The 17,426-nt window shown below is 67.2% G+C and carries 18 protein-coding genes; 12 read left to right on the top strand and 6 right to left on the bottom strand.

The genetic code is table 11. From position 1 onward, the window contains the following. Positions 1–85: 85 nt before the first annotated feature. From AC1DU4_RS11985 to AC1DU4_RS11965, 5 genes are all read left to right on the top strand, one after another. Positions 86–874, top strand: a complete 789-nt coding sequence (locus tag AC1DU4_RS11985; RefSeq protein ID WP_477840084.1) for a TauD/TfdA dioxygenase family protein — start codon at positions 86–88, stop codon at positions 872–874. Between the two features lie 83 nt (positions 875–957). Continuing rightward, complete coding sequence (locus AC1DU4_RS11980) at positions 958–2,073, top strand: Re/Si-specific NAD(P)(+) transhydrogenase subunit alpha (RefSeq protein ID WP_477840043.1); 1,116 nt, start codon at positions 958–960, stop codon at positions 2,071–2,073. Beyond that, positions 2,073–2,423, top strand: a complete 351-nt coding sequence (locus tag AC1DU4_RS11975) for an NAD(P) transhydrogenase subunit alpha part 2 (protein ID WP_477840041.1) — start codon at positions 2,073–2,075, stop codon at positions 2,421–2,423. Before AC1DU4_RS11980 ends, AC1DU4_RS11975 begins: the two co-directional genes overlap by 1 nt. Further along, a complete protein-coding gene (locus AC1DU4_RS11970; RefSeq protein WP_477840039.1) occupies positions 2,423–3,847 on the top strand; it encodes an NAD(P)(+) transhydrogenase (Re/Si-specific) subunit beta in 1,425 nt (474 codons plus the stop codon). The genes AC1DU4_RS11975 and AC1DU4_RS11970 overlap by 1 nt, the downstream gene beginning before the upstream one ends. Positions 3,848–4,186: 339 nt before the next feature. Then, a complete protein-coding gene (locus tag AC1DU4_RS11965) occupies positions 4,187–5,245 on the top strand; it encodes a YeiH family protein (RefSeq protein ID WP_477840038.1) in 1,059 nt (352 codons plus the stop codon). A 200-nt stretch (positions 5,246–5,445) separates the two neighbouring features. On the opposite strand, the gene AC1DU4_RS11960 is transcribed toward AC1DU4_RS11965, so the two are convergent. From AC1DU4_RS11960 to AC1DU4_RS11945, 4 genes are read right to left on the bottom strand one after another with little or no spacing between them, the layout of a single operon-like run. Beyond that, positions 5,446–7,077, bottom strand: a complete 1,632-nt coding sequence (locus tag AC1DU4_RS11960) for a 3-(methylthio)propionyl-CoA ligase (protein WP_477840036.1) — start codon at positions 7,075–7,077, stop codon at positions 5,446–5,448. Next, positions 7,074–7,463, bottom strand: a complete 390-nt coding sequence (locus AC1DU4_RS11955; protein WP_477840034.1) for a hypothetical protein — start codon at positions 7,461–7,463, stop codon at positions 7,074–7,076. Before AC1DU4_RS11955 ends, AC1DU4_RS11960 begins: the two co-directional genes overlap by 4 nt. Beyond that, complete coding sequence (locus tag AC1DU4_RS11950; protein WP_477840032.1) at positions 7,460–7,912, bottom strand: hypothetical protein; 453 nt, start codon at positions 7,910–7,912, stop codon at positions 7,460–7,462. The genes AC1DU4_RS11955 and AC1DU4_RS11950 overlap by 4 nt, the downstream gene beginning before the upstream one ends. Then, positions 7,909–8,901 (bottom strand): zinc-binding dehydrogenase, encoded by a 993-nt coding sequence (locus AC1DU4_RS11945; protein WP_477840031.1) that lies wholly within the window; start codon positions 8,899–8,901, stop codon positions 7,909–7,911. Before AC1DU4_RS11945 ends, AC1DU4_RS11950 begins: the two co-directional genes overlap by 4 nt. 126 nt (positions 8,902–9,027) lie before the next feature. Between AC1DU4_RS11945 and AC1DU4_RS11940 the strand changes: the two genes are divergently transcribed. The 7 genes from AC1DU4_RS11940 (at position 9,028) to AC1DU4_RS11910 (ending at position 15,188) form a co-directional block, all read left to right on the top strand. After that, the gene (locus AC1DU4_RS11940) at positions 9,028–9,960 is read left to right on the top strand and encodes an amidohydrolase family protein (protein ID WP_477840029.1); all 933 of its coding nucleotides are present in this window, start codon (positions 9,028–9,030) and stop codon (positions 9,958–9,960) included. After that, complete coding sequence (locus AC1DU4_RS11935) at positions 9,957–10,952, top strand: NADP-dependent oxidoreductase (RefSeq protein ID WP_477840027.1); 996 nt, start codon at positions 9,957–9,959, stop codon at positions 10,950–10,952. The genes AC1DU4_RS11940 and AC1DU4_RS11935 overlap by 4 nt, the downstream gene beginning before the upstream one ends. 138 nt (positions 10,953–11,090) lie before the next feature. Further along, the gene (locus tag AC1DU4_RS11930) at positions 11,091–11,849 is read left to right on the top strand and encodes an SDR family oxidoreductase (protein WP_477840025.1); all 759 of its coding nucleotides are present in this window, start codon (positions 11,091–11,093) and stop codon (positions 11,847–11,849) included. Positions 11,850–11,851: 2 nt separating this feature from the next. Beyond that, the gene (locus tag AC1DU4_RS11925) at positions 11,852–12,544 is read left to right on the top strand and encodes an HAD family hydrolase (protein ID WP_477840023.1); all 693 of its coding nucleotides are present in this window, start codon (positions 11,852–11,854) and stop codon (positions 12,542–12,544) included. Positions 12,545–12,700: 156 nt separating this feature from the next. Further along, positions 12,701–13,912: an acetyl-CoA C-acetyltransferase gene (locus AC1DU4_RS11920; protein WP_477840021.1), complete on the top strand. Its 1,212-nt coding sequence runs from the start codon at positions 12,701–12,703 to the stop codon at positions 13,910–13,912. A 2-nt stretch (positions 13,913–13,914) separates the two neighbouring features. After that, complete coding sequence (locus tag AC1DU4_RS11915; RefSeq protein WP_477840018.1) at positions 13,915–14,685, top strand: SDR family NAD(P)-dependent oxidoreductase; 771 nt, start codon at positions 13,915–13,917, stop codon at positions 14,683–14,685. A gap of 20 nt (positions 14,686–14,705) precedes the next feature. Next, on the top strand, positions 14,706–15,188 hold the full coding sequence (locus tag AC1DU4_RS11910) for a MaoC family dehydratase (protein WP_477840082.1): 483 nt from the start codon (positions 14,706–14,708) through the stop codon (positions 15,186–15,188). 139 nt (positions 15,189–15,327) lie between these two features. On the opposite strand, the gene AC1DU4_RS11905 is transcribed toward AC1DU4_RS11910, so the two are convergent. Beyond that, the gene (locus AC1DU4_RS11905; RefSeq protein ID WP_477840016.1) at positions 15,328–16,119 is read right to left on the bottom strand and encodes a phosphatidylethanolamine N-methyltransferase family domain-containing protein; all 792 of its coding nucleotides are present in this window, start codon (positions 16,117–16,119) and stop codon (positions 15,328–15,330) included. Between the two features lie 111 nt (positions 16,120–16,230). After that, positions 16,231–17,337, bottom strand: a complete 1,107-nt coding sequence (locus AC1DU4_RS11900) for a GmrSD restriction endonuclease domain-containing protein (protein ID WP_477840014.1) — start codon at positions 17,335–17,337, stop codon at positions 16,231–16,233. Positions 17,338–17,426 lie beyond the last annotated feature (89 nt).

Here is a 17,426-nt window from a genome sequence, read left to right as displayed (position 1 = left end):
CCATGGCGAGCTTCCGCGCTGGCGGTGGCACCTAGGACTCGAACTGGTCAGCACTACCCCTTGAGACAGAGGAGGAACCGTGAACATGAAGGTCACCCCACTTACCGGTGCGATTGGCGCATCTGTGGAGGGCATCCGGCTCGACGAGCCGATCGGGCGAGACGTCTTCGAGACCCTGCACACGGCTTTTCTCGAGCGGTGCACCCTTGTCTTCCGCGGCCAGCACATCTCGCCCACCACTCAGGTTCAGTTCGCCCGGCTGTGGGGTGACCCCGTGGTGACGGCGATGCTGAACCCGCTCGACGGCAACCCCGAGGTCGTCCAGCTCACGAACATCAAGAAGGAGACCACGGCAACGGAGGCGTGGCACTACGATGCGGCCTTCACCGAGGCGCCCCCGAAGATCTCGATCCTGTCCGCGGTGACGGTGCCCGCGGGCGGGGACACGATGTGGTCCAACCAGTACCTCGCCTACGAGAACCTGTCCGCGGGTCTGCAGAAGACCGTGCGAGGCTTGAACATTCGGTTCCACGGCCTCCGGCTCGGCCGAATGATGAATGTCGCCGAGGACGAGATTCCGACGGCAGTTCACCCGCTGGTGCGGACGCATCCGGAGACCGGGCGCAAGGCTCTGTATGTCGGTCACCGCGAGAACGTCTGCATCGACGGCTGGACCCGCGAGGAGAGTGCCGACTTCCTGGAGTACCTCTACACCGCGTCGGTGACGCCCGACAACGTCTATCGGCACATGTGGCAGGAGGGCGACGTGGTCATGTGGGACAACCGATGCACCATGCACTACGCCGTGCACGACTACGACGATGCGGACCGGGTACTCAATCGAGTCACCCTCCACGGCGAAGTTCCGGCGTAGCCCGTCCATTCAAAAACGTTGCACAGCAATCGAACCAGATTGACTGCGGGAACGAATCCGATCTAGTGCAGGAAGTCGAGACATTGGATACAACGAACAGAGCGGTAAGGGCGCGCCCTGCCGTCGGCGTCGTCCGGGAAACGAACGACGGTGAACGACGGGTCGCGCTGGTCCCCAAGATGGTCGCCTCGTTGATCGGCAAGGGCGTCGACGTGATCGTCGAGTCCGGTGCCGGGCTCGCCGCCCTGATGCCCGACGAGCTCTACAAGGAGGCCGGYGCSRCCATCGGCGACGCGTGGTCCGCCGACGTGGTCCTCAAGGTCGCCGCCCCCAACACCGAGGAGACCGCGCGGCTGCGGCCGGGTCAGAAGCTGATCGGGTTCCTCGCCCCGCGCACCAACGAGTCCGGCATCGCCGCGCTCGCCGCCGCCGGKGTCGAGGCGTACGCSGTCGAGGCGATCCCSCGTATCTCCCGCGCCCAGGTGATGGACGCGYTGTCCTCGCAGGCGAACGTCGCCGGYTACAAGTCGGTGATCGTGGCGGCGTCGGAGTCCACCCGSTACTTCCCGATGCTCACCACCGCCGCCGGCACCGTCAAGCCCGCGACSGTGCTGGTCCTCGGMGTCGGYGTCGCCGGCCTGCAGGCCCTCGCCACGGCGAAGCGGCTCGGTGGCCGGGTCACCGGCTACGACGTGCGCCCCGAGGTCGCCGACCAGGTCCGCTCSGTCGGTGCGCAGTGGCTCGACCTSGGCATCGACGCSGCCGGTGAGGGCGGCTACGCCCGCCAGCTGACCGAGGCCGAGCAGGCCCAGCAGCAGCAGGCCCTCGAGAACGCGATCAAGGGTTTCGACGTGGTCATCACCACCGCCCTGGTSCCGGGYCGTCCGGCGCCGCGCCTGGTCACCGCGGCCGCGGTGGAGGGCATGAAGCCCGGCWSSGTGATCGTSGACCTGGCGGGGGAGACCGGCGGCAACTGCGAGCTGACCGAGCCCGGCCAGACCGCGGTCAAGCACGGGGTGACGATCTGTTCCCCGTTGAACCTGCCGGCGACGATGCCGGAGCACTCGAGTGAGCTGTACTCGAAGAACCTGTACGCGTTGATCGAGTTGATGCTCGACGAGAACGGCGCGTTTGCGCCGGACTTCGACGACGAGGTGCTCGCCGCCGCGTGCGTCACCCGCAAGGAGGCGACTGCCTGATGTACAACGAACTTCTCGCGAACATCGCGATCCTGGTCCTGGCCGGGTTCGTCGGGTTCGCCGTCATCTCCAAGGTGCCCAACACCTTGCACACGCCGTTGATGTCGGGCACCAACGCCATCCACGGCATCGTGGTGCTCGGTGCGCTGGTGGTGCTGGGGCATCTKCCSGGTGACGCGCCGTGGAGCATCAAGATCATCCTGTTCGTCGCGTTGGTGTTCGGCACCTTGAACGTGGTCGGTGGTTTCGTGGTGACCGACCGCATGCTCGCGATGTTCAAGCCCAAGAAGGACGCCGCATTGAGCCAGAAGGACGTGGCGGCGGCCGAGAAGAAGGGGGCTGACCTCTGATGGGCTACCTCGTCACGATCCTGTACATCGTCGCGTTCTCGATGTTCATCTACGGTCTSTCGGGTCTGACCGGCCCGAAGACCGCGGTCCGCGGCAACTACATCGCCGCCGTGGGCATGGTGATCGCGGTCCTCGCSGTCCTGATCGACGTCCGTGASACGGACAACTGGCTGCTCATCGCGGGCGGTCTGCTCGTCGGTGTGGTGCTCGGTGTGCCGCCGGCCCTGCGCACCAAGATGACGGCGATGCCGCAGCTGGTGGCGCTGTTCAACGGCGTCGGCGGTGGCACGGTCGCGTTGATCGCGTGGGCGGAGTTCCTCGACTCCGACGGCTTCACCGCGGTCGAGGCGGTGCCCTCGGCACCGTTCATCATCGGTTCGCTGTTCGCGGCGATCATCGGTTCCGTCTCCTTCTGGGGCTCGCTCGTCGCGTTCGCGAAGCTGCAGGAACTGCTCAACAAGAACGTCGAGAAGGTGTTCGTCTCGAACGCGAAGGCGTTCCAGCTCGCGAACATGCTCCTCGCGCTGGTCTCGGTCGGGCTGGCGGTGTTCATCGGCCTCAACGCCGACGGTGACCCGCAGTCGTCGCTGCTGATCGTCGGGCTGCTCGTCGCGGCCGGCGTGATGGGCCTGTTCGTGGTGCTGCCGATCGGCGGCGCCGACATGCCCGTGGTGATCTCGCTGCTCAACGCGCTGACGGGTCTGTCCGCCGCGGCGGCGGGTCTGGCTTTGAACAACCAGGCGATGATCGTCGCCGGCATGATCGTCGGCGCGTCGGGCACCATCCTGACGAACCTGATGGCGAAGGCGATGAACCGGTCGATCCCGGCGATCATCTTCGGCTCGTTCGGTGGCGACGACGCCGCCGCGGGCGGGGTCAGCGCGACCGGCGGCACCGTCAAGGCGACCTCCGCCTCGGACGCGGCGATCCAGATGGCGTACGCCAACCAGGTCATCGTCGTCCCCGGCTACGGGCTGGCGGTGGCGCAGGCGCAGCACGCGGTCAAGGAGATGGCGGCGTTGCTCGAGGCGCGTGGTGTCGAGGTCAAGTACGCGATCCACCCGGTCGCCGGCCGGATGCCCGGTCACATGAACGTGCTGTTGGCGGAGGCGGACGTGGAGTACGAGGCGATGAAGGAGATGGACGACATCAACGGTGAGTTCTCGCGCACCGACGTCGCCATCGTGATCGGTGCGAACGACGTGACGAACCCGGCGGCGCGTAACGACCCGTCGAGCCCGATTCACGGGATGCCGATCCTCAACGTCGACGAGGCGCGKTCGGTGATCGTGTTGAAGCGGTCGATGTCGTCGGGGTAYGCGGGTATCGACAACCCGTTGTTCTTCGCGGACACCACCTCGATGCTGTTCGGTGATGCGAAGAAGATGGTCGCGGAGGTCACCGAGGAGCTCAAGGCCCTCTGAGGCAGCCCCTCCAAAATGGTTGCGCCGCCTGGGGCGCGTTGCCGGAACTTCGGACCCGTCAACGCGTCTCACGGCTCACCGGAAGAATGCGGCCGAGCCGGTCCCGGCGCATCTGGCCATCCCCATATCGAGACGATAAGTCCCCGCTCCCCGTGGCTCCTTGCGAAATGCGTCAGCGCTCTGCAAAATTCATTGCAGCGCTGGCGCTTTCGTGTATTCGGGGGCGATCTCCGTTCCGGGTGCGGACCCCATTCGCTCGCGCTTTATATATCAATTTCATATGTAGTGATGCCAATTCTCGTCTACCGTGAGCCCGGTCACCGGCGTAGCGTCGAAACCATGAAAAGTGAACTGGGACAACATGTGTCATCGCCCGAAACTGTGACTTCCACTCAGCCTGCCGAGAGGTCTCGGCTGGACGGGATCAGAAAGTTCGTCCCGGGTGTCGCACTGTGCACCGCCGGCGCCGCCGTGGCCATGGGCATCAAGCACTTCATCCCCACGCTGAGTCCGCTGCTGATCGCGATCCTGGCGGGCGCAGTGCTCGCGAATGCGGTGGCGTTGCCGTCGAGGCTTGCGCCCGGCCTCACCTTCACCTCCAAGAAGCTTCTCCGTGTCGGAATCTCGCTCCTGGGCCTGCAGCTCGTCCTCGGCGACATTCTGAATCTGGGCTGGGGCGTCATCGCGATGGTCGTGGCGATCGTCGTCGTCGGCATCTCCGGCACCATGTTCATGGGGCACCTGCTCGGCATCTCGTGGACCCAGCGGGTCCTGATCGCCTGTGGCTTCTCGATCTGTGGTGCGGCGGCCGTCGCCGCCGCCGACGGTGTTGTCGATGCGGACGAGGAGGAGGTGCTCACCGCGGTTGCCCTCGTCGTCATCTTCGGCACCCTGATGATCCCCACGGTCCCGCTGCTCGCCGGCGCGCTGGGGCTCGACGGCTTCCACGCGGGACTCCTGGCCGGTGGATCGATCCACGAGGTTGCGCAGGTGGTTGCCGCCGGCGGCATCATCGGCGGCTTGGCGCTGACCGTGGCGACGCTGGTCAAGTTGGCCCGCGTGATCATGCTGGCGCCCGTCATGGTGGTCCTGAGCGTGATGGCCCGCAAGCGGTCGGACGGTCAGCAGACGCAGGTCAAGCGGCCTCCGCTGATGCCGCTGTTCGTCGTGGTGTTCCTGGTGTTCGTGGCGTTCCGGTCGACGGGAGTCGTTCCCGCCGGTGTCCTCTCCTTCGCCGGATCTCTCCAGACCGCGCTGCTGACCGCCGCGATGTTCGGACTCGGCGCCGGCGTCCGGGTGGCCACGATCAAGAAGGTCGGCTCCAAGCCGTTCGTCCTGGCAGCACTGTCCACCCTCCTGGTGGCGCTCACCGCAATGGCCGGGGTGTTCCTCCTCTGAGCAGAGAGACTGATCCAGACCTGCCCGATGCCTGCCGCACTCATGTGCGGCAGGCATTTGTCTGTTCGGACAGGCGGCCGCACACGAGCACGAAGTGCCTGGCCGAGGTTGGGACTCCTCGGGACACAAAATTGGCGGTCGAGCWGGTTGCTCGACCGCCAACTTCGGTGGTTCGGATCAGTGGTGGTTCAGATCAGGGTCTAGCTCGGTGCCGGAGCGGCGACCAGATGGTCGCGGAACTGCTCCCGCAGCGGGGCCTTCACGATCTTTCCGGTACTCCCCAGGGGAATCGAGTCGACGAAGACGACGTCGTCGGGGACCCACCACTTGGCGACCTGGCCGTCGAAGGACGCCAGCAACTCGGCGGCGGAAACGGTTGCCCCCGGCTCGCGCACGGCAACAAGCAGGGGCCGTTCGTCCCACTTGGGGTGGAAGACCCCGACGCAGGCAGCGAGGGCGACGTCAGGATGCGACATCGCGATGTTCTCGAGGTCGATCGAGCTGATCCACTCGCCGCCCGACTTGATCACGTCCTTGCTGCGGTCGGTGATCTGCATGAAGCCGTCCGAGTCGATCGTGGCGATGTCGCCGGTGGGGAACCATCCGTCGACCAGCGGGTCCTGGTCCTCCTTGTGGAAGTAGTGCGAGAGCACCCAGTGGCCCCGGACCATGAGGTGTCCGGAAGACGCCCCGTCCCAGGCAACTTCGTTTCCGCCGTCGTCGACGATCTTCAGGTCGATGCCGAAGACGCACCGCCCCTGCTTGCCCTGCTTCGCGTAGCGCGCCTCGTCGCCGGCACCGAGGTGCTTGCCCTTGAGGACCGACGCGGTGCCGAAGGGACTGGTCTCCGTCATGCCCCAGCCGTGAATGACGGTGACGCCGTACGTCTCCTCCAACTGCCGGAGCATCGCCGGCGGGCAGGCGGCTCCGCCGATGACCGCGCGTTCGAGGCTGGTGAACCGCAGGCCCCTCGACTCGGTGTACTGGAGCTGGCCCTGCCAGACAGTGGGCACGCTCGCCGAGATGGTGACCTGCTCCGCCTCGACCAGGTCGTAGAGCGACTGTCCGTCGAGCGCGGCGCCGGGGAAGACGATCTTGGCGCCGACCATGCATGCCGTGTACGGCAGTCCCCAGGCATTGACGTGGAACATCGGCACGACCGGCATGACGGAGTCCCTCGCGGAGACACCCATGGAATCGGGCAGTCCGACGGCCATGGAATGCAGCACGGTGGAACGGTGGCTGTACAGCACGCCCTTGGGGTTTCCGGTGGTGCCGCTGGTGTAGCACAGCGAGGAGGGGGTGTCCTCGTCGAAGAGCGGCCACTGGTAATCGCCGGACTCGTTGTCGATCAGGTCTTCGTAGGCGAGGATCCCGCCCGGCGCGTCCGGGAGGTGGCTGCTGTCCGACATGAGTACGAAGTGGCGCACCTGGGGCAACCGCGGTGCCAGTTCCTGGATCAGCGGCAGGAAGGTCAGGTCGAAGAAGATGACCTGGTCCTCCGCGTCGGACGCGATCCACTCGAGCTGATCGGGGTGCAGTCGCGGGTTCAGCGTGTGGAGCACCGCCCCTGATCCCGACGCCGCGTAGTACAGCTCGAGGTGCCGGTAGCCGTTCCACGCCAGCGTGCCGACCCGCGTCCCCGGGCCGGCGCCGAGCCGCGCGAGCGCCTGAGCCATCTTGCGTGCGCGCGCAGCGAGTTCGCGGAAGCTGTAGCGGTGGATGTCGCCCTCGGTCCGGCAGGAGACGATCTCCTGTTCGCCGTGATGGCGTTGCGCATGTTCGAGTATCGAAGAGACCAGCAAGGGCTGCTTCATCATCAGACTGTTCACGGGAGCCTCCTTCGAGCGAATTCATCGGACTTGCGGGCCTGTGCGGAGATCGATCCGAGGAGGTCGAGAGCGCGGCGGCCCGCCTCGGGGCCGCCGTCGACGTCGCCGCGCACGTAGAGCGGACGCAGTTCCTCGATCTCCTCGAGGGCGGTGATCAGCTCCGACTCGACGATCTTGTACTTCCGCACCGTGTTCACCACCAGCATCGAGGTGTGCACGATGTCCTCGTCCTGCAGCGCGACCCCGTGCTGGTGCAGCGCATAGTTCGCCCAGTGGGTACCKGCCAGCATCGCGGCCTCGATCTGGATCTCCCAGTCGTCGTCGTGACAGAGCGCGACCGAGCGTTCGATGCGTTCCGCGATCTGGCGATGCCGTTCGGCCTTCATCCGAGCTCCTCCGATCGGGCGAACAGGATCTTCTGAACCTGCGCGAAGTGGTGCTCGCAGCTGTCGACGATCTCCTGCGTCGGTGTGCGGTCGCCGCGCAGACACGGATCGCGGTGCTCCTCGATGGCCTCGATGACCTCCTCGAGTTCGCGGATGTCGGCGGGAATCTCCCCGTCGATGGGAGGCCAGCCGACGTGGCTGACGTCTCCGGGTCCGCGGAGAATGCGCGCGTAGCTGCCGTCCGCCTGCTGAGCGAGGTGGACGCCGGGGATCGTCGAGAACACGGGATCGTCGCTGGTGACCCCCGCGAGATGCAGGCAGGCGTTGTAGGCGTTCGTGCCGGCGGTCAGCGTGGTCCAGTACCAGAGTTCGAAGTCGTCGAGCGGGTCGAACCGGTCCCGCAGCGCACACAGCCGATCGAACTTCGACAGGTGCGAAGCGGTCCTCATCGGGCCGGCGCCAGTTCGGTGTCGACCGCCATCACGATCTTGCCGACGTGCTGGTCGGACTTCATGTAGTCGTGGGCCTCCGCGATGGCGTCGATCGGGAAGACCCGGTCGATCGGAATCTGCAGCCGACCGGCGGCAAAGTGGGACAGGAGGTCTCGGGCGCATGCCTGGATGCAGGCGAGGCGCTCCTCCTCGGTGCGGGTCTTGAAGGTCACGCCGATCAGCTTCAGCCTCTTGAGCCACAGGGCGGAGAGATCGATTGTGGCGGTGTCGGATCCGAGTCGGCCGATGTTGACCAGGCGCCCCTTCACCGCCAGCGACCGGATGTTGTCCTCGAAGACGGTGCCGCCGACGGAGTCGATGACGATGTCGGCGCCGCGGCCGTCGGTGAACACCATGACCTGTTCCGCCTGGTCGGCGGCGGAAACGTCGATCACGCAGTCGACTCCGAGCTCCGCGAGCTGCTGCGCCTTGGCTGCCGACCGGGTGGTCGCGATCACGGCGCCGGCGCCCATGGCCTGCGCGATCCGAATGGCCGCGATACCAATGCCACTCGACGCGGCGTTGACGAGAACGACCTCACCCCTCTGCATCTCACCGTTGGTGATCAATGCGTCGTGCGCGGTGGTGAACACATTGGGGAAGGCGCCGGCGTCGATCCAGGTGGCGGCTTCCGGGACCGCCATGAGGCTCAGCGGCGCGGCCAGCACGTACTCGGCCTGTCCGCCGTTGCCGTGCCCCATCACCCGGTCGCCGACCTGCCACGCGGTGACGTCCGACCCCACGGCCTCGACCTCGCCCGCGAACTCGACTCCGATGGGCAGGTGGTTCCCGGTCTTGACTCTGCTCGCCTGGAGGATCTCGCCGCGGTTGAGGGCCGAGGCCCTGACGCGGACAAGGACATCGCCTGGTCCCGGCACCAATGTGGGGACGTCGATGACCTCGACCCGGCCGCCGGCGGGGCTGGGGACGATGCGGGCCGCTCTCATATGCACTCCTCGATCGAAAAAGAAATCTCGTGATTCATGTCGACAATAAACAAAACACGGGTATCGTGCTAGAGGAACGGCCACTTCGGTCGATCCCCCCGCACACTTTGAGTCAGGAGCTTTGGCATGAGCGATCAGATTGCAGCGCGTCTCGCCCGCCTCGACGGCAAGATCATCGATTTCCGTCTGCGTCCCCCGACGGGCCCGTACCGCGGGTTCTTCACCCCCACGGTCGTGGGCGCCGTGAACCGGATCCTGGGCATGCCGACCCCGCGCTCCTACACGATCAGCACGGACCCGTTCCCCAACGCCGAGGATCGCGCGCTGCGCGCCATGCTCGCCGAGATGGACTCCGCGGGCGTGCGCCTGGGCGTGATGAACGGCCGGCACTCGGTCAACCGCCCCGTGCCCGTGCACATCGAGGACGCGGACCTGGCCGAGCTGACCACGCGCACCGAGAACCGGGTCATCGGTCTGGCGGGCATCGACTTCGACAAGTCGGTCGACGAGATCGTCGCCGGCCTCGACGTAGCGGTGAAGGAGCACGGCCTGGCCGGCGTGTGCATGGAGCCGGGCCTGGCCCGTGAGGCGATGTACGCCGACGACGAGCGCCTGTTCCCGATCTACGAGAAGGTCGCCGACCTGGGCGTGCCGCTGATGTTCATGTCCGGCCCGCTGGCCGGCCCCGACATCAGCCACACCGACCCGGTTCGCTTCGACCGCGTCGCGCGCCGCCACCCGAGCATGCCCGTCATCCTCGGCCACGGCTGTTTCCCGTACGCCAACGAGGCCATCGCCCTTGCGTTCAAGAGCGAGGCGACCGGCGTGCACAACGTCTTCATCTCCCCGGACGTCTACATGTTCGCAGCCGGCGGCGACGCGTTCCGTCAGGGCCTGAACTGGCTCCCCAGCCGCTTCCTCTACGCCTCGGCCTACTCGTTCGCCGGGATCGAGGAGTCGGTGCACGCGACCCTCGCGCTCGACATCGACGAGAACGCACTGGACGCCTACATGTACCGCAACGCCGAGGCGCTGCTGAACGGAGCTGGCTCGCGATGACCCAGAACATTCAGGTCAAGATGCGGCGGCACCCCGCCGGAGACCTCACCGTCGACGACTTCCTCGTCGAGTCCTCGGCCCTGCCCGTCCCGGCCGATGGTCAGGCGCTGGTCAAGGTGCTGTACCTGTCCCTGGACCCCTACATGCGGCCCATGATGGATCCGATCCGCTCCTACGTGCCGCACTTGAACCCGGGCGACGTGATGCCCGGAACGACGGTCGCCGAGGTGATCGAGAGCAAGGATCCCGAGTTGCCGGTGGGCTCCACCGTCGTGTGCTCGCTGGGCTGGCGGACCCACGGTCTGGTCACAAAGGACGTTGTCCGGATCATCGACCCGGCCAACGGCCCGCTCTCGGCCTCGCTCAGCGTCCTCGGGATGACCGGTGCCACCGCGCACTACGGTCTGCTGGAACTGGCCAAGCCGCAGGCCGGCGAGACCGTCGTCGTGACCGCCGCCTCCGGCGCGGTCGGCGGCGTGGTCGGCCAGATCGCCAAGCTGAAGGGGTGCCGTGTCGTCGGTATCGCCGGCGGACCGGAGAAGTGCCGGTACGTCGTCGAGGAGCTCGGCTTCGACGTGTGCGTCGACTACAAGTCGGAGACCTTCGAGAAGGACCTCGAAGCGGCGACGCCCGACTACGTCGACGTCCTGTTCGAGAACGTCGGCGGCCCGGTCTTCGATGCGGTTCTCGGTCGGATGGCGGATCACGGACGTATCGCACTGTGCGGCAACATCAGTCAGTACAACGCCACCGAGCCCTACGGGGTCAAGGGGCTGCGGCACCTGCTGATGCACCGCGTCAACGTGTACTCCTTCGTGATCGCCGACCACCGCGAGTACTGGCCGGCCGCAGTCTCCGAGCTGGGTGGCTGGCTCGCCGAGGGCAAGATCAAGTACAAGGAAGACGTCGCTGTGGGAATCGAGAACGCGCCCAAGGCATTCATCAGCATGCTGAGTGGCGGGAACTTCGGAAAGCAGATCGTCGAACCCTGAGTTCGACGCCGCGCCCTCCTGGTCGTCGGACCTTGTCGACCAGGAGGGCGGCGATCCTCCTCCGCTCGAGGAGGAGGGAAGCGGCGGGTGCCGCAGTCAGTCCAGTAGGGCGACCTTCAGACCATCAAGGAGTAGGCATTGAGTAAGCGACTGGAGGGCCGGGTTGCCATCGTCACCGGCGCGAGCCGGGGCATCGGCTTGGGAATTGCCCAGCGCCTGGTGGACGAGGGCGCGAAAGTTGTTGTCACCGCCCGTAATCCGGAATCTCTCGGGGATGCGGTCACGGCGCTGGGCGGTCCGCAGAACGCCATCGCGGTTGCCGGCAGCAGCGACGACGCCGATCACCAGAGCGAGGCGGTGCAGCGCGCCGTCGACAACTTCGGGAGCCTCGATTTCCTGGTCAACAACACCGGAATCAACCCCGTGTACGGGACGTTGATGGACCTCGACCTGGCGGCCGCCCGCAAGATCGTGGAAGTGAACTGCCTGGCGACGCTGTCGTGGATCCAGAAGGCGCACAGCGCCTGGATGGGTGAACACGGCGGATCCGTCGTCAACGTCACCTCGGTGGCCGGCCTGCAGACGTCGCCGGGCATCGGCTTCTACGGAGCCACGAAGGCGTTGCTCACGCACCTCACTTCGCAGCTCGCGGTGGAGAACGGACCCGGCATCCGGGTCAACGCGGTCGCTCCGGCCGTGGTCAAGACGAAGTTCGCCTCCGCCCTGTACGAGGGGCGGGAGGACGCRGTGAGCGCCGTGTACCCGCTCAAGCGACTCGGCGACCCGAGCGACATCGCCGGCGCCGTCGCCTTCCTGCTGTCCCACGACGCGTCGTGGATCACCGGGCAGACGATGGTGGTCGACGGCGGACTCACGCTCGTCGGCGGGGCCGAGTAGGTATGGACTCGCAGGCCGCCGGCTCGTTGACCCGGCCGGACACGGGGTCCGTCGAAGCCGTCGTGTTCGACTACGGCGGAGTCCTGACCACGCCGGTGGGCGACTCCCTTCGCGCATGGATGGACCGGGATCGGATCGATCCCGACTCGTTCTCGCGGGTGCTGAAGTCGTGGATGTCCCGCGATGCCCCCGACGGCACCCCGATTCACCGCTTGGAGAAGGGTCACATCAGCATCCCCGAGTTCGACTCGTTGCTGGCGGCGGAACTCCGCTCCCGTGACGACGGACCCGTCGAGTCCGCCGGGTTGCTCGCCGGGATGTTCGCCGAGATGCGACTCGACGCCGAGATGTTCGCACTCGTCGCCGACCTGAGAGCGCTCGGTGTCCGCGTGGCCCTGCTGTCCAACAGCTGGGGAAACACCTACCCCCGCGCACAGATCGACGCCCTGTTCTCCCCGGTGGTCATCTCGGGGGAGATCGGGATGCGTAAGCCCGACCGGGACGCCTTCGAGCATGTGCTGAACCTGCTCGAGTTGCCGAGCGAGAAGGTTGCATTCGTCGACGATGCGGACGTCAACACCGAGGCGGCCTCGCAGTTCGGCCTCCGCGCGGTGCACCACCGAGATGTCGAAGCCACCCGCGCCGCGCTCTCCCAGTGGATCGACGGTCTCGCCGGCGAAAAAGGTTTGAAGTAAACAGAACTGGAGTCACCGCCCGCTCGATCGGACGAACGCCGAGGCGGCGGGCGGGGACCGGTTCGACCTGGTCCATGAAGGACCGAAGGAAGTCATCACGCGCGATGGCGCTGTGACCTGTGCCGGCTGCTGTCGGCGGAACGGGAGTTACGAATCATGACCGAAGCAGTCATCGTCGCGACCGCGCGCTCGCCGATCGGCCGAGCGGGCAAGGGGTCGTTGACCGGGATGCGGCCGGACGATCTTGCAGCGCAGATGGTTCGGGCGGCGTTGGACCTGGTGCCGGCGCTCGACCCGAACTCTGTCGAGGACCTGTACCTGGGTGGTTGGGAGCACAGCGGCGAGCACAGCGAGAACATCGCCAGGCGTGTCGCGGTTCAGCTGGGCATGGACGCTGTCCCCGGCGCCACGGTGAACCGCGCATGTGCGTCGAGCGTGCAGACCACGCGGATGGCGGTGAACGCGATCAAGGCCGGTGACGGTGACGTTTTCGTCTCGGCCGGTGTCGAGTGCGTCTCGCGGTACGGCGTGGGCGTCGGCGAGGAGCAGTTCCAGAATCCGTTCTTCGCGCAGGCTCAGGCACGGACGGCGGAGCTCGCCGCGACCAACCAGGCCTGGACCGATCCGCGGGCCGAGGGTGCACTTCCCGACATCTACGTCTCGATGGGGCAGACGGCGGAGAACGTCGCGACGCTGCGCGGGATCAGCCGGGCCGAGCAGGACGAGTTCGCCGCGCGCTCACAGCAGTTGGCCGAGAAGGCGATCGCGGACGGGTTCTTCGACCGGGAGATCACGCCGGTCGTGTTGCCGGACGGGACCGTCGTGCGGGCCGACGACGGACCCCGCGCCGGGACCACCGTCGAGAAGCTGTCGACGCTGCGGACGGTGTTCCGCGAGTCCGGCACCGTCACGGCCGGCAACGCGTGCCCCCTCAACGACGGCGCCGCCGCACTGGTCGTCATGAGCGACCGCCGCGCCGCCGAGCTGGGACTGACCCCGCTGGCGCGGGTCGTCTCCACTGCGGTCAGCGGGCTGTCGCCGGAGATCATGGGTCTCGGACCGGTCGAGGCGTCGCGGCGGGCCCTGGCGAAGGCCGGTCTGTCGATCTCCGACATCGACCTCGTCGAGATCAACGAGGCGTTCGCCGCGCAGGTGATCCCCTCCTACCACGAGCTCGGCATCGACATCGACAAGCTCAACGTCAACGGCGGCGGGATCGCGCTCGGGCACCCGTTCGGGGCCACCGGCGCCCGGATCACAACCACCCTGTTGCACTCGCTCCAGGAACGGGACCGGCAGTTCGGTCTCGAGACCATGTGCATCGGCGGCGGCCAGGGCATGGCAATCATCTTCGAAAGGCTGAACTGATCATGACGGAAACCATTGTGGAACAGCGGCAGAGCGTATCGAGCCTGTCCTTCGACTTCGCGGGGCAGTCCGTGATCGTGACCGGTGGCGCGCGCGGCATCGGCTTGGAACTGGGTCGCTTCTTCCACGAGGCCGGTGCCGTGGTGTACCTCGTCGACTTCGACGGTGACGCCCTGGTGGAGGCCGTGGCGGACGTGGGGTGCCGCTCGGCGGTGGCCGACGTCAGCGACAGCGCGTCGGTTCAGGCGGTTGTCGACAAGGTGGTCGGCGAGACCGGCCGGATCGACGTGCTCGTCAACAACGCCGGCATTCTCCGCGACCGGGTGCTCTGGAAGCTCAGCGACGACGACTACGAGCAGGTGATGGCCGTCCACGCCGGCGGAACCTTCCGGTTCACCCGGGCGTGCGTGCCGCACTTCCGTGACCGCGGGTACGGCCGCATCGTCAACGTCACCTCGTACACAGGTCTGCGCGGCAACCCCGGTCAGTCCAACTACGCGATGGCCAAGGCCGGAATCATCGGTTTCACCAAGACCGCGGCCAAGGAACTCGCCCGATTCGGCGTCACCGTCAACGCGATCTCCCCGAACGCCGAGACCCGCATGATCGCCTCCATCCCGGACGACAAGAGGGCCGAGTTGAACTCGCAGGTCCCGATGGGCCGGTTCGCCGACCCGCGTGAGATGGCCGCCGCCGTGGCGTTCCTCGCCTCGATCGAGGCCGGGTACATCACCGGCGTCGTGCTTCCCGTGGACGGTGGAGTCTCCATATGACGGAGGGGAGGGTGACGGAGATGACCAAGACGGGGCGGACCATCACGGGGGGGACCACCTTCGGCTCCCTCGACGAACTGCGAACGGCAGCCGGCACCGATCTCGGAACCAGTGACTGGGTCAGCGTGACGCAGGATCGGATCGACACCTTCGCCGAATGCACCGAGGACCGGCAGTGGATCCACACCGATCCGGTGCGGGCGGCCGAGGGCCCCTTCGGCGGCACGATCGGCCACGGGTACCTGACGCTTTCGCTGCTGTCCCGGTTCCTGGAGGACATCATCCGCGTCGAGAACGTGACGGCGGCCGTGAACTACGGACTCGACCGGGTGCGCTTCCCCGCGCCCGTCCCCGCCGGCGCGCGGGTCCGGGCTCACGGGAAGCTGACCGCCGTGGACGAGGTGCCCGGGGGAGTCCAGGTCCTGCTGAAGGTGACTGTCGAATGCGAGGGCGCGGCCAAGCCGGTCTGCATTGCAGAGACGCTGGCCCGCTTCCTGGCCTAGGCCGGTTGTTCATTCAGCCCGTCGGCGACGGGCTGTCACGATCGTGGTGGGTCGGATTCGCGATGAGGGTGTCCGCCGGGTGCGCGAATCCGACCTACTGCTCGTCTCCGGCGAAATGCGGTGGACCTCACCCGTCATCTCAGACCAGGTACGGCACGAGCGCCTTCCGGTCGTCCGGGTAGTCGGCGAACTTCTCCCGGTACCACTTGTGGGTGGCGACGGCTCGGGGGATCAGGTTGCCCGCGGTGATCAGGAAGATGACGACTCCCGCCAGCGACCAGGTCAGCAGTGCGAAGCCGGCCCACGCGATCAGCTCGCCGAGATAGGCGGGGCTGGTGACGAACCGGAACCCGCCGCCGTAGGGAACCTTGTACTCGGTGGCACCCGGGTTCGCCTTGTCGCGCAGGTTGCGCACGATGGACTCAGAGTTCACCAGCAGGACGAACCCGCCGAGGTAGATCACGACGCCGATCAGGAAGCGCGGGTCCGTGAGCCACTCGGTCCCGTACTGGCCGAGGTAGTCGTGGCTGAAGAAGGCGCCGTTGAGGTAGCCGTGCATGCAGGTCACCAGCATGCCCATGACGATGACCGACACGTTGAACGTGCTGCGTTTGCCGGGAACCTGCCGGATGGACAGCGGGAAGAACCAACCGCGGTTGGCGTAGTGCAGCAGCCAGATCGCGGCAAGCACCAGCGACGTGGGTTCGAAACGGTTCGGTCCCGAGAGGTAGAAGACCGCGAAGACCACCGTCGCGGGGATCTCCATCAACCACCAGCCCAGCTTCGGGTTGAGATTGAATCCCAGTGTGGTCGAAGAGAATCGGCCGTACGAACTCTGCGCGAAGAGACCGCCGACGATGACGAATGCGGCGAACGCGAATGCGATCGTCAGGACGGTGTCGTAGGCGGTGTTCCCGGTGTACCAGTGCATCGAGATCCTTCGGTGGCGTGCGGTCGTGGTCGTGCGCCGCGCGGTGATCCGCCGCACACAATTAGAACGTGTTCTATCACGGGTGGCGGGTCCGCCGCGGCGAGTTCGGGTCTACTCGCAGGCAATCCCGTCGCCGTCCCGGTCGAGCTTGCTGCTGTAGCCGGGATCGCCGGCGTGGATCGGAGCCGCGCCCGCGGCGCGGACCGCGCTGCAGTTGGCGTACGACACCGACGCGCGGGGTGCCGGCTCCGGCGGGGCGACCAACGGGACGGGCGCGGGCGCGACAGCGGGCGGGGCGGGTGCAGGCGCTTGTTGGCGCGGTGCGGGCACCGGGGGAGCGGGGACCTGCTCTCGCACCGGCTCGGGTGCCGTCCGCGGTACCGGCGCCACCACACGGTCCCTGTCGTCGGACTGCTCGTCGTCGGCGGCCGCCGGCACCACCCGGGCCGGTGCCGCGCCGCAGTCGCCGAGCACCCGTGCGATCGCGTCTCGCTCGGCCTCGGTGACCCACAGGCCGTACGCGGCCTTCACCTCGACCTGTCGGGCGACGTACGTGCAGCGGTACGCCTTGTTCGGTGGCAGCCAGGTGGCGGCGTCGCCGTCGCTCTTGCGCTGGTTGGTCGGGCCGTCGACCGCCTGCAGGTTCCGGGGGTCGTTCGCGAAGTTGCGGCGCGTCGGCTCGTCGAGTTGCTGCGCACCCTTCTGCCACGAATCCGACAGAGCCACCACGTGATCGATCTCCACTGCCCGCGACGTGTCCTGGCCGCGGGTGAAGTCGACGGTGGCACCGGTGTAGGCGTCGGCGAGGGTGCCGGACAGGACGGTGCAGCCGTTGGAGCCGGGTTTGAGCGCGACCGCGGTCAGGTCGCGTCGCAGGATGTCGTTACGGGTGTCGCAGCCGTTGTGGCCGCCGTCGACGGTCACGTCGTCGGACCAGGCCTGCCCGAACAGGGCGCGGTCGTAACCGGTCTTCGGGGCGCGACCCTTGACCGGCAGGGTGCCGAGGGTGGCGAGTGCGCCGGTCGCGGAGCCGGAGGTGTCGGCGCTTCCGGTCGCGGCCGGTGCGGCGAGGGGCCTTTCCGTCGGTGTGGGGAGCGGCTTGTCCGCCCGCCGGGTCGTCGTCGGGGCCGTGGTCTGCGCCGTCGTCGAGGCTGTCGTCGTAGACGACGGGGCGGGCGCGTCGGGTGCGAAGAACCCGACAGCCGCAGCCACACCCACTGCGCCCGCGATCCAGGGGAGGAGGCTGCGGGCGCGTTTGGTGCGCGGGGCGGGTTCCGGTGGCGGTGCTGGTGGGCGGTACAACGGCG

The sequence above is a fragment of the Rhodococcus sp. P4_F5 genome, assembly GCF_056401315.1.
The sequence above is the reverse complement of the archived record's forward strand: the minus strand, read 5'-3'. Positions and strand labels throughout refer to the sequence as shown.